General features: G+C 47.7%; 9 protein-coding genes. 1 reads left to right on the top strand and 8 read right to left on the bottom strand.

Annotated elements, in window-relative coordinates; all coding sequences use genetic code 11:
- Positions 1 to 234 precede the first annotated feature (234 nt).
- Entirely contained in the window at positions 235 to 1,593 is a 1,359-nt protein-coding gene (locus BLW34_RS05055) for a lipase family protein (protein ID WP_177165962.1), read from the top strand.
- Positions 1,594 to 2,171: 578 nt separating this feature from the next.
- Here the strand turns inward: BLW34_RS05055 and BLW34_RS05050 are convergent.
- The 8 genes from BLW34_RS05050 to BLW34_RS05015 all read right to left on the bottom strand — a co-directional run bounded on the left by BLW34_RS05050 (position 2,172) and on the right by BLW34_RS05015 (position 13,101).
- On the bottom strand, positions 2,172 to 2,498 hold the full coding sequence (locus BLW34_RS05050) for a hypothetical protein (RefSeq protein ID WP_090576459.1): 327 nt from the start codon (positions 2,496 to 2,498) through the stop codon (positions 2,172 to 2,174).
- Positions 2,491 to 8,433 (bottom strand): SNF2-related protein, encoded by a 5,943-nt coding sequence (locus tag BLW34_RS05045; protein ID WP_090576457.1) that lies wholly within the window; start codon positions 8,431 to 8,433, stop codon positions 2,491 to 2,493. The genes BLW34_RS05050 and BLW34_RS05045 overlap by 8 nt, the downstream gene beginning before the upstream one ends.
- A 108-nt stretch (positions 8,434 to 8,541) precedes the next feature.
- Entirely contained in the window at positions 8,542 to 9,120 is a 579-nt protein-coding gene (locus BLW34_RS05040) for a hypothetical protein (protein WP_090576456.1), read from the bottom strand.
- On the bottom strand, positions 9,117 to 10,277 hold the full coding sequence (locus BLW34_RS05035) for a hypothetical protein (RefSeq protein WP_090576453.1): 1,161 nt from the start codon (positions 10,275 to 10,277) through the stop codon (positions 9,117 to 9,119). Before BLW34_RS05035 ends, BLW34_RS05040 begins: the two co-directional genes overlap by 4 nt.
- A gap of 288 nt (positions 10,278 to 10,565) precedes the next feature.
- A complete protein-coding gene (locus BLW34_RS05030; RefSeq protein ID WP_090576449.1) occupies positions 10,566 to 11,147 on the bottom strand; it encodes an HD domain-containing protein in 582 nt (193 codons plus the stop codon).
- A complete protein-coding gene (locus BLW34_RS05025; protein WP_090576447.1) occupies positions 11,110 to 11,340 on the bottom strand; it encodes a hypothetical protein in 231 nt (76 codons plus the stop codon). Before BLW34_RS05025 ends, BLW34_RS05030 begins: the two co-directional genes overlap by 38 nt.
- A complete protein-coding gene (locus BLW34_RS05020; protein WP_090576444.1) occupies positions 11,321 to 12,811 on the bottom strand; it encodes a hypothetical protein in 1,491 nt (496 codons plus the stop codon). Before BLW34_RS05020 ends, BLW34_RS05025 begins: the two co-directional genes overlap by 20 nt.
- Positions 12,808 to 13,101 (bottom strand): hypothetical protein, encoded by a 294-nt coding sequence (locus tag BLW34_RS05015; RefSeq protein ID WP_090576441.1) that lies wholly within the window; start codon positions 13,099 to 13,101, stop codon positions 12,808 to 12,810. Before BLW34_RS05015 ends, BLW34_RS05020 begins: the two co-directional genes overlap by 4 nt.
- Between the last annotated feature and the right edge of the window lie 3 nt (positions 13,102 to 13,104).

Genomic DNA, 13,104 nt, shown 5'->3' with positions numbered 1-13,104 from the left:
TCAATTCGACAATAATTGGCTTACCATGCTTTTGGCATATCAGAACACTTAAATAACAGGGGGAAAACGGTTCTTTTTCATTTATTGCTCCTGTTTTGCCTCCCCTATATTGTTTTCATGCCCTGTCTGACGGCCTATCCAGTAAATTCGGATTGTATTGCGATAAGCGCTATTTACGTAAAAGGGCTTTTGTTTCTCCTACACACCACTCCCTTCCAGAAAAGGATACAAAAAATGGAACAGACAGCGCAACCCGGAACATATTCCATAGAGCAGCAAATCCATAGTCTTTCCCTGCTCTCCAATGCAGCATTCGGAGTAACCTCCTTCAATACAATCACCGATCTTCAGGGATTTGTAGCAAAGGTCATCACGGCGTCGCTTAACGATACAACAATTCAAGGATTTATCGGTAACGACTGGCAAGTCATTTGGGGACCAGTTATCTGGTCACACAATCCATTAGCTGTCCCAGCCATCGCAGATAACACAATGGTACTTTTCTACAGTCCTTCTCAAAATCAATTCGTCGTGGCGATAGCTGGCACCAACATCGATTCGGTGTATGGGTGGTTAACGGAAGATTTCGGCGTACACACCAACGTAACGTGGCAAAGCATACTCGGCAATGAATTGACTTTACCAAGTCAGTATGCTGATGCAGCCATCTCCCAAGGCGCGGCGGACGGTCTCTCGGCCTTGCTCAGTATGGTGGATGCGAACAGCAACACCATGCTCACAGTCCTTCAGAGTCAATTAGCGAGCACCACGGTCAACATCCCGTCAGGAGCTAACGTTGCCGTAGCAGGACATAGCTTGGGCGGAGCGCTCTCTCCTGTGCTGGCTCTCTACATGCAAAATCTTCAGAATTGGAACTCAAATGGCAAGGTAACAGAAATCGACGTATGGGCTACGGCGGGCCCTACCCCGGGAGAAACCAATTTCGCTTCCTACTACGAGTACGTCATCGGATCGATTCCGCAAGGTAATAACGCAAGCCTCACCTACACGAGTGAATACAATACCCTGGATGTCGTCCCTCATGCATGGCAGAGCTCTACTCTTGAACAAATACCGTTCATCTATGAAAAAAATATCGCTCAACCTACTTCTGCAAGTCCCTCGGAAACCATCACAGGATCAATCGCCGTTGGAGCGGCTCTCAATGCGCTGAATGCCAAGGGGTTATTCGGTATCCCCCAGAATACCTATACCCAGGTGCAACCTTGGAAATCGCTGGCAGGCACATTCGACACTACTACCGATGATATGGTCACAAGCAAGCTAAAACACATCTCCTGGGTATTGCCATCGGCACTGAGCACTTATTCCACATACTTCACGAATTTTGCCAGATTCCTTGCCCAGCTCGGGTTTCAGCACACGATTGCATATTCCGGTTCTTCGACGAATCAAAACTCCTTACTCAATATCCTGGATTTCAGTATTGAATATCAAAACGTGAAGACAGCGAATAATCCATCTGGCCAAACTGAAGAGCAATTGCATCAGGCTGCGCTCAGTCGCGCGATACGCGTAAATCTGTTTTCCCTTGATGAGAAGGCTATGGAAAGAGCAAAAGTTTCACTTTGATAAAAACTCAATCAATCGTATAGCCGCGACAAATCAAGCGTCTTTGTCCTTGATGAGCTGAAGGGAAAGAGCGAAATTTCACTCCTTCCCTATTACCAGCTAATGATGAGTTAGCGGCTCCTTCCCATCCAGCGATTCAGGTAGCGAGTGGCGATGCCGATATGCGTCAATGCCTCGCTTACTTCTGTTGAGCCGGTGATCAAGAGCTTGGCCAGATCATCTAACGCATCCCATTAATGGCAGTCCTGCTTCAGCAGGAAGCTCGTGAAATTGCTGTAAAAAATGGAATTGATGCAAATGTAGAAACCATGCGCCTCAGCTTCCAGAAAAATCAGACAGCCAAAAACAGAGTTTCCCTGTAGAGTTCATGGATAACGCTATTTACCCACGGTTGTGGAGCAGGCTCGACCCGGTACTGGCGGATGATTTTTCAGCAAATTTTCCGTTACCATCACGGGAATGATCCTCCTCCTTCCATTCGCTGCTGAAAGCTTTGATGAATACAATCTGGCTCATACGCGCTATGGTACGGTCACGACAGAACGCTCACACGACGAGGGATCTCTCGCTATCGAAAGTTAGACGCCAGCATCCTCATCATGCAGGTCAAGCACACCGCCACCTGTTAAATCCTCGACGGTCGAGCGACCAAGGTTGAAGCTGGCATTATGCCGGTATTCCTCGATAGCCGCTTCTATTGCTTCCTGCAAAGTAGCGTGCTCAGGCATTCTCGCCATGGTGTCAGCATCCATATACTCGCCAAGGAGATGCAGATTATCTTTGGTGTAATACCGCTTCATGAGCGCCTTGACGAAATACCAGTACACCCCGAAATTATGGTATCGCCTCGGGTCTTGCTGCAATAATTGTAGAGTTGATTCCGCAAAGGTCTTAGGATCAACCATTCTTCATACGCTCCTGTATTATTTCTCGTATCGTTTTATGCTCATCGCCACCCCATTGTCTAGGCCGCAGTATGCCAGCATTCTGAATGCCTGTTTCCGCATTAACCGCTTTCATGTCAGCAATGCCCGATGCTTCCGCTAATTTAAGCATCATTTTAAGCACTTGATCGCTGTGACCGTAGTCTTGGTGCAACTCGCTCAACACCTCTTTGTGATCAGATTTCTTATGGTGACGCAGACCAGACTCAATCATTGCCGCAGCGAGGTCGTCATATCCGGCATCTTTCGCCATGCCAATCAATGCAGCATGCACCGTTTTATCTTTTCTTGATCCATGGAAATAACTGGAATGTTTTTCATACTTCCCGTAATTCTTTTCTTCCCCTGGCAGATGATCGTCCAATTTCTCGCCCAGCACGCCCAAATGCCTCGCCTTGGCCCACAGGATCGCTAATGCTTTTCTGGGCAGCTTAACTTTTGCGCCATATCCCTTCACCTTGTCTTGCACTGCGCCCAATGGCGCAAGGATATTGATTGTATCCGTTAATGTAGTGGCTTTCTTAGCGCGATCAATCTGTTCTTTTTTCAGCCTCTCGCGTAATGCCTTGATGGATGGCGTACTGGCGCCATATTCATCCTCGTAATACGAATGTTTCTCGCCATTCGCGGATGCTACATGCTCAGACCAAGGGTTATGTTGTTTGCTGCTGTAATCCGCATTCTGATACTCCCTGACAGCATGCGTCTGAGAGGATGATGAACCTCTTCTCCCTGTTTTAACAAAAGTAGTTCCAAACCTGACATTGCGCTCTTCATCCAGCCAGGCGTCTGCCAGTTTCTTCCTGGCGTCATCGGTCGGCAGCAGGAAATCATGACTATCCAGCTTGTCACGGATTGAGTAGTTATTAACCAAATCAATCCCTCCACTCTCACGATGAACCATCGGCACTTTACCAGCGTGGAACGAAATCTTGTATGATCTTGCCCCTTCCTTAAGCTGTTGCTGTATGGCGTCATGCGATTCACGCAGAACCCTTGATGGCAACTCCGATAACTGTTTGTAATCCGTAATATTGTTGGCTTTATTCGCTGCATCGGATTCCATCTTCGCAGCCAGCTCTTTAGCTTCGCTATCCTCATTGAATGCAAAAGGCTTAATACCATGATTCAGATCTGACAATTTGACAGCCTTCTTGCGACCATTGATATCCGCATACGGTCTCACCGTCACCGTTTTTTCCTTCAGATTGACGCCGGTCACCACAAATTTACCCTCGTTCTCACCTTTTTCATCTACTGCATGAAACGCCACATTGGCATGCAATACCAGGCCGGTCTTGGGCTCCATGAGCGCATCGGTAGCGGAATCGATCAATGACTTACCCGTAAAGAAGCGATTGCCTCTCAGAGCGGTTTTAGCTTTCTCCAGCTTGGATTGCAACAAAGCCGCGCTTGTGGTGTTCTTGTCCTTGAGCGACTGGTAGCTTGCTCTCAGTGACTGGAAGCGCACGAATTCTTCAGAAGCTTTTGCGCGCTCTCCTGCTTCATGCCGCTCTAGAGCCGCTTTCTTGTCAGAATCGAATCTAGCGCGCGCCGCGTCCGGATCGGCGGACAGCATGATCAGCATTTCATCACGGCTGATGTTGCCCTCCCGGGACAGATTTTCAATAGTATCCCCGCCTTTCCACAACAGGTCTTGCCAGTCTTTTTTTGCGCCGATTGACTGATAACGATAACCATCGAATGATCCTTTCGACAGATAGGTGTGTATCCTCACCGCTTCTTTAATATTGCCTTGCCGCAATCCGCGACCGTTGCGCTGTTGAATGCTGGCCGGTTCCCACGGCAGATCCATGTGATGAATATCAGTAGTGCCTTTCTGCAAATTGATTCCCTCACCCATGGTTGCAGTATTGCCGATTACCACCTTCAATTTGCCTGCATTGAACTGATCGGCGATGTTTTGCCGTTTCACCGCGCTGGATGCCACCTGTGCATTGATAATGCCAATCTGGTTTTTGGGTATGCCTGCCTTTACGAGCGCTTTCACAATCTTGTCGTGCGCATCCACGTAATCGGCAAAAATCACCTGCCCGCCATCCTTGACGCCCTCCGCCACGTGCTTGGACAATGCCTCGTATTTTGGACTGCTGGTACCTTGATAGGTAACCGGATCGTATATTTCCAGGTCAAGCGCCGCTTTGTTCATTTTGTCCATGACACTGAAGATATGCGCATCACCGGTAGCATCCTTTTTAGCAGCTTCGGCAGCCATGTCGCGCAATTCCACATAAACCGCCTGTTGTTCAGGCGTCATGTCGATCAGATGCATGCGGTCGTCGCGTTTCGGCAATATCAATCCGACATCCTCTGCGGTTGTCCTCCTGACATATTGGCTCATGAGCGTGCGCAGTTCTTCCATGTTTTTGAAACCCGCCACCACCAGCGCTTCATCAATCTCGCCGTTGGTTCCCAGCACGTTATCACGCTCGAACTTGCAGAATCGATCAAGAAATTCCTCGCTGTTACGGATACCGATGCTTTCAAACGCTTCTGGTGCGATATGCGACAACATCGAATAGATTTCCAGGGGGCTATTTTTGGTCGGTGTGGCCGTCAATCCATATACGCCTTTACCGCCGTTTTGTCCCAATAACCAACGTGCTTTCAGATTGAAATCCAACGCACGGTTTGATAGTCCTTGTCCACCCAGGAACTTGGGATTGTCGCCAAAACGCGATTTTGCGGCATAGAGGTTTTTTGTGTGATGCGCTTCATCTGCAATGATCATGTCCACACCAAGATCATTAAAGTAGATCACGCCCGTTCTGTCTTCGAATTCACGTTTTGCAATAGACTGCTCGTAGGCTTCTCGAATTTTCTTGACGCGCTTATCCCCTGCATTGCCAAGCGAATCACCACGCTGCACCCAGAAATCAGTGTCATACATTTCTTTCTTCGTCACCGGATCAAGGTCTATTTCCTGAAAGACCGGCTCAGATATGATTACGAAATCATAATCGTTTTGCGTCAGATCATGATATTTGCGTTCACGCTCGTTCTTATTATCGTCACGCCCGACTAATTCACCTTTGTCGTTATAGGAGAAATCACCGCCTATGGTAAGCACCTTGGAACCGGGGAACCATTTTTGAGACTCCACGTACCAGTTAGCTAATACTGACTTAGGAACCATGATCATCGGCTTATGCGCCTTGCCGGTAAGCTTGGCCAATCGTGCGAGCAACAGGCCCTTTACGGTCTTCCCTAATCCAACATCATCCGCAATAATCCCTTTACCGACCGATAACGCCCATTTCAGCCCCGGCCATTGGTAACGTTTTAGTTGGTCTTGATTGGCCAATCCAGGCACATCAATCGGTTCATCGGTGAATTCTCGATGCACGAAGCCACGGAATTTACGGTTATATAAATCCTCTACTGCGTCTCGATACTCTGATGCGCATAGCCAATTTTTGAATGCTTCGTTCCATTCATCAATTGTCGGCAAATCGTCCTTTCTGACGCCCGTTCGATTCAAGTATTTATCGAGCAAGGATTCATTGATCGCCGTACCTTTGCCTATGGTGTAAATGCCATTCTCAAAAGTGATGGAAGCTTGCTTAAGGTTTTGATACCAGCCTGAACCGGGGTTGGACTCGCGTAATCTGTCAGCCTTATCGTCAATCCATGCTTCCAGAATGCTTAGGGGAATGAATGCGCTGTTTAACTGAATTTCCACATCTTCCAGTGATTTTGGATCGATGGTTTCTTCAAGTCTCTTTTGCTGATTTTCCAGCTTTGAACGCATAACCATGACTAATTCATTGCTGGCAAGCTGGCTCTTGACTTGATCAAGTTTAGACCATAGATGACCTGTCAGGTAAGTATCCATAGTAGACCATCTATCGCCATCGACATATGCATAACGATGATCCGCAGTCAGCTGATCCAGGATATCGTCCTGATCTCTGTCTAGCGCTTCGGCTAATTCAGCAACCGAGAAATCACCAGACTCATGCGTCAACGCCAATGATTGTGCTACTGCATCGAATCCACCCTCTATTCTGCGCGCGGCTCTGCCCATCACCGCATCGGACAATCTGCCGTCCTTGCCTACCGCACCGATTAACCGATAAAGCGTTTTATCCTGGGCTGCTGCGATTAACAGCTCTGGATGCTTGGCCGGTATGCCGTGCCGCGCCACCCAGTCACGGAGGGATTGCTCGAGCGCAGCCCGGTCTGCCACCTCGCCGTCCATAAGACGATCAATTTCAGATGCCAATGCTTGCGCTTGGGTAACAGCTTCGGATTGCATCGCATCATCCACCCGATGCCAACGTGGTGGATTACCCTGCAGCACATAGGTCACGCCATCCTCAACCTTGATATCACCTACCTTGGCGCCATTCTGATATGGTTGCTTTTCAGCTGCATTGAGCGCTTTATCCTTGGCCGCTTGATCCGGTAATACCGACAGAATGTCATTAATCGACGGCGTAACCGTTTGTGAATGAGGATTGAATTCCTCGATCAAAAATGGCACGCCGCGCATTGTCCCATTTACGGTATAAATTTCACCGAACGCACGCTTGGCAGTGCCCACCTCGCCAAACACGCTGGCTTTCCCTCGTCCTTCGAAGTATTTTCCTGCCAGAAATTCATCATCCCACACACCAAGCGCTTGCAGAGCTTTCTTATCCACAACGCATAATGCGCCTGCTATATCATCCGGCCTTTTGCGAAGGTAAATAATGTCGGTCGTCACATCGGTATGACTTGCCTCGAATGCACTGTTAGGCAATCGCTGAGCGCCCAGGAACTCCGCTTTTCTCAGCATGCGCTCCCTGAATTTGCGGCCATTCTTGCTACCCATAATGCCGCTTGGCACTACCAGCATGCATAGTCCATCTGCACGGGTCTTGTCCAGACTGGTATCAATGAAATACTCTTCCGCTTTGGACAGCTCTTTCTTGTCATCCCTGGCAAGCATGCCGCGCGGCCCATAGGGGGGATTGCCGATTACGATATCAAATCGTCGCGTATCCTGAGTAGCAAATCGCTCCAGCGAAGCATTCACGATTTCATGCCGTTCACCATGTAATGCTTCGGCCATCTTGGCAGAGATGCTTTCCAATTCAACGCCAGTAACCTTGAATCCAGCAGGCGCAGTGTGCAGGAATACGCCCGATCCACATGAAGGCTCCAAGGCTGTACCGTGAGTAATACCCAGCTTTTCCGCGACTTTCCACATGGCAAGCGCAACTGCCGGATCGGTATAGAATTCATTGAGCGAATCACCACAGCCACCATTGCCGGAATACTGACGCAGGATCGCACGGTCGTCTTCAGTGATATCCGATGAAGTTTTGTCTGTGACGATAGCTACGGCCTGTGCATTGAGTTTGCGCCGTTCTGACTTGGTGATACCGGCTTTAACGCCAAATTCAAGTGGGTCAAGATGATTGATAATCTGTGGAGCTTTGTCCTCTTCCGCAAACTCTTCTTTGTTTGCTTCCTTTACCGCTTCATGTTGCAATGTGAACAAATCCGGCTGCTTCTGTTCGATCTCACTGACAGAAAAGCCGTCAAACATCGCAGCTACTTCTTTGACGTTCTTTCCATCCAGCGCCGCCATCTTTTCAAAGATGGTCTGCTGCTGACCTTCAGTCAGCATTGATAGCTTGGACGCAAGAGACTGCATTCCGCCTTGCTTGGCAATGAATGCGTCTAACTTTGAGGGTTTTTTCGATTGTTCAGTGGAATTATCACCAAATAAATTCCCCTGTGTACCGCCAGAATCAGGCAGTTTCTTTTTTTGAATCCGCACGTGCGGTTTTACTACACTTCCGTCTTTACGGACTGACCCCTGCACTAATACAGGAGCGTCAAACAGCAGTGATTGCTGTTCTGCTTTCAGGAAAAGAATCAACATAGGCTCGCGACTTCGACAAAAGGTTATTGAGCCTATTGTCGTGTCACGATGCTTTTTTTATGAATCTTGTTTTAAGAATGTAATGCTTAGATATTCATCATCGCAGCATTAAATCGAGCACCGATTGACGTTGGCTTTGAAGAATAGAATCATCGATTTGATCATTCCAGACTGTTCTCTTGTCGCTTTGACCTTTTCGATAAATTCCTCAACCGGCAATGCTGTTATCGGCCCTAGAAAGCGTGGATCATCGTAATGCGCAAGGTAAGCTGCCTTGGCTTCATCCTCACTCATAAATCCGATCAAGCATTTATCTTCGTCGTACTTGTTCCAGTCCCCATATTTACGCTGATGCACAACGTAAACCATTTCAGTGACATCGAGATTTGGGCCAATATACACATCTACTTCGTCGCCATCGACCCCGTTTGAACCGGATATATAACCATAGTCATATTTCATTCTGGTTTCCCACCCATTCCCTCGACGCACGGAACCGGCAGGATTCTCGATACGAATGGTCAGACCACGCCACTTCATCACCGGCTTTTTATAGTTTCCTTCCTTAGCAGCCTCTGGTGATGGTTCGCCAGGATTGCGACGGATTCCATTATCATTCAATTTGCTTGCTGACGTGCTACGTGAAATGGCCTGATTAATAGGGTGAGCTTTCAAGAAAAGTATCATATCTGCTCCAACGTTCTTCTTAGCCATTCAGCAAAATCAGGATCGTCTTCTGGTCTTGATTCAGGTAATTTTATCCACTGTCCACGGCAGTGCGGATGCTGTACACCTGCCGCAATCCACCAGCGTTCTTCCGGCAAGCGCTCGATTAATTCACCTCCCACGCGCTTGTGTGGTGACAATGAACGCCCCACATTGGTTTTTCCAAGCCAAACCATCGTATCGGGATTCTTTAATGGCTTCGAAGGCTCCACAACCTCTACAATGGCGCCATCAATCTTCCTGCAGAAAGAACAGGCATTCGCGTATTGTTCAACGCGCCTCAATTTGCTGCCAGGCTTCATACTGGAAATAAAACCTTGATTGGCGGTTTCCCCTGCTTCTGTCAACGCAATACGCCGCCAATCTCTGTTCAATACGGCAAATTCATCTAACAATCGCGTTTTTAGGGCTGACCCCGGCGTAGCTGCTCCACCATTGAGCATCTTCTGTTCTTCATGCTGCATGATCACATCACGCATTTTGTGACGCACGTTGTCAGATAGCCTTGTCACTGCTTCGGCTGCACGCGCACGCCCAAAGTCCAGTACCGCATGTTGCACGGATGATAGTTTGAATTGCTTGGACGCACCCTTGACGGTATTGGGCATAGCTGCCAGCAACCTGTCTGCCTGCTTCAAGTTTGGTGACTTTTGCATGTTTGCTTGCACCTTGCCCATTAATCCTGATCGCGTTGCCAGCCATTCTGCTTCGGTACGCAATTCATCTTCCGGCAGATAACGCTGCACCAAAAAATCAACGACCATTCCCCAATCATCCAGGGTGAATTGCTCCGGTGGCAAGGCTTCAAGATAGAGCTTGACCAATGCAAGCTCGCCTTTGTCCCACCGGCGTATCATGCCCTCCGGCCTTGGAACAGGACTATCTTTACGGTGTTTTTCACCTTTAGCCCACGCAGTTAACTCTGTCCTTACCTTTTCGAGACGAGTTAATCCTCGTTCGGTAAATAACTCGATTAATCGTCTGATATATGGGGATTCATGCGTATTCCAGATAGAATCATCACCGCCATGATCGTGGACTGATTTGTAGATTGCCTCTAGCGCTTCATCTGATTGATGTTCGCTCAATGGGCCTATATCGATTAGAAGCGTTGTCATGACACATATTGTCAGGTCACGACATACAATAGTTGCAGCCGGTTTCTCAGCTTGCAAAAATAGAATCGCCGACTAACGCACGGAATCGACTGGCTCACGCAAGAAACAGAGGATGGGTAACTCTGCAAAAGGAGATCTGCTCACCAGCTGCGTGATGTTTTTTGAAGCACCCCACACACACGCTCGGAGTAATTAATAAGACAATACTTAGCAGCAAAAAGTTTTGCCCAGGTTGTCGAAGATAATTATGGTACGTTACGACACCATACCGCTATGGAATGAAGCAGTTTAGTGACTGAGAACTATTTGGTAGGCTAGATCGAATAATCGTTTTAACGCTTCTGGATGCTCTCTCATGCCTTCAATCACCTTTCTGGCATGATTGGCGTATTCAATCTTTTTGTCTTTTGACATTCCAACTGGCGGAGCATTAACCAGATCTCGCAGGTTAGCTGTCTTGTCGGCCATCTTGAGTCTGATAGCTTTTGGAGACCACGGCTTGGCAATTTGCTCTGTTTTGCTATCCAGCTTGGATAGGTTTGGATTATTGGTCACTTCCAGCACCAGATTGGCAACCTCGTTGCCGAACTCTGCTTCCAATTCCTCGTAGCTGGTGTCGGTATCTTCCAGTGTGTCATGTAGTAATGCGCTTAACAGGATAACCGGATCGGTTACTTTGGCCTCTCTACTCAGAATAGATGCCACCTGGACTGGGTGTGTTATGTAGGGTGTTTTGCCATCCTTGCGGGTTTGGCCTTTATGCTTGGCAGCCGCAAATTTTGCAGCTCGACGGTAATGGTCATGAACGTAGGTATTACCTCGGGTGTAGCCGCTAATGTGCGACTTGAAGAACAGGATCATTTTTCCCATTCCCTTCTTCCTCGATACCCATCATTTCCCGCGCTTCTGCCTCATCAATTTCGTACCCCCACTCAATTGGCTTAGGGACAGCGCCCTTGTAAGGCACGAATTTCTTTTCTTTTGCGTTCCAGATTTCCCTAGGAACTCCCCTAGCTGGTCCGCGATACAAAGCGCCTTCATTCTCAATGTAAATCATGTTCATTTGGCACCTCCTTCTTCCTAAACAGCAATATTATTGTGCTACCTAGGAATGCCTTTGTCAATTGATTCTTAGTCTCTCCATTAGCCTTTCTCCAAGCTTCGGAATATATGTTACGTTGAGCCTTGATCGCTTTATAGTATTCAGAATGATCCTCATCACTCCATTTATCAGAAGGCTCGATTTCATTATATTTAGTCTGCAAGGAGCGGGTGATTCCATAATGGTGATGCCCGTGATTTTTTGCCTGTGTCATTGCTTTGACATGAATTTGCAGTTCTGCAACCATACCATTAGGCAGCTTAACAATAGCCATTAAATCGCGATAACCTTCATGCGTAGACTTCTCAAACCTGTTCTTCGGTTTTTGCGCCAGATCAATACCCACATCATGCAAATGTCCCACGGCCTGCTTGACTTGCGCCATAGTAGGCACACTAATTGTCGCCCTAACCACATCGCGCAATTGCGACCAATCACCATCATAATCTCCCTCTACTTTTTCTCTTGCCCGTTTCTCACCTTTCAGAGGCGCAATGAATAGATAGCCGTCGTCATTCCCCCATTGCTCATCAGTAATATCATCTGGATTGTGTCCAGATTTCAATCCCATAACCTGCTGGACCTTGCCTAACATCTCATTGAATTGCTCCAGACCTTCCTTGCCATGTTTAACCAGGTCTTCCCAGTTATCATGTGGCTGTTTTGCTATGCTAGGCAGTGATGCAACGAATTCGTCATCAAATAGCTTGCTTTGGCCTTGCTGATCATCGCCAGCTCCTTTGTTATCACTCTCAGAATTATGCGAACTATTCCCTGTTACCTGATCCCAGCGCACCTGATGAATATGGCCGCTTGAATCCTTAACATGCGCACCATCAGCACCCGGATTGCCAACAACTTTGCCTTCACCAGCAAGCTCGCCCAGCTTGAATTGCACTTTTTGCCCAGCTTTAATATTGTGTGCGCCAAATTCTGTCTGCCCATGGCTGCTATTTTGCTCAGACTCACTTGTTTTGGTTTGTTTATCGCCTTTCGTTTCATCCTGGCCACTTCGTACCCATTTTTTTTGATTTCGTCCTGTACGGTCCGTCCTGTTTTCCAGGTGAAGGCCTGCACGATTAGCGATCTTCTCTGACTTTGTAAACAACAATAGCCGTTTATCAGACAATGCTTTAACCATGTATTGATCCTCTTTAGCATCTGACGGAATATGCACGAAGCGCTTCTTGCCCATAGCATCTTCTACGATCATGCCGTCCTCGCCTTCATGCAGTATTTTTAGTTTTGGTGATATACGTTTCTTGTGTCCTAGCACCCGCTCCCACGTGACGCGATGCTGCTTCCCTTCCTGATCGACCGTCACGCCATGCTTGCCGACAGACAATACCTTTCCGCAGCACGGCGCATCTTTGTGATGGAAGAAGATTTCATCGCCAGCAATAGCTCTACTAGGCAATTTCTGATTTTTCAAACAACCCCCAATGGTCCCACTGGTCGTATAAGCGTATAGCCATCCTCAAATGCCTTGGCTGACGAATACGACACATATCCATCTTGGCAAACAACGTAATAACCTCCTGCTTGCGGTCGATGTCTGATCAACCATTCCTCACTGACAGCTAGATCAGAATAGCCTTCCTCTTCAAAACTTAACGTAATTGCAAAAGATTGTTGGTTTCTGATAACTTTCTTAATTTTTAAAGCACAAACCTCTTTGTGACCTTTGTAACGCGGCAACTCTCTCTGCTCTTGAGACTCCATTAA

Source organism: Nitrosomonas sp. Nm58 (assembly GCF_900107335.1).
Lineage (GTDB): Bacteria > Pseudomonadota > Gammaproteobacteria > Burkholderiales > Nitrosomonadaceae > Nitrosomonas.
The sequence above is the reverse complement of the archived record's forward strand: the minus strand, read 5'-3'. Positions and strand labels throughout refer to the sequence as shown.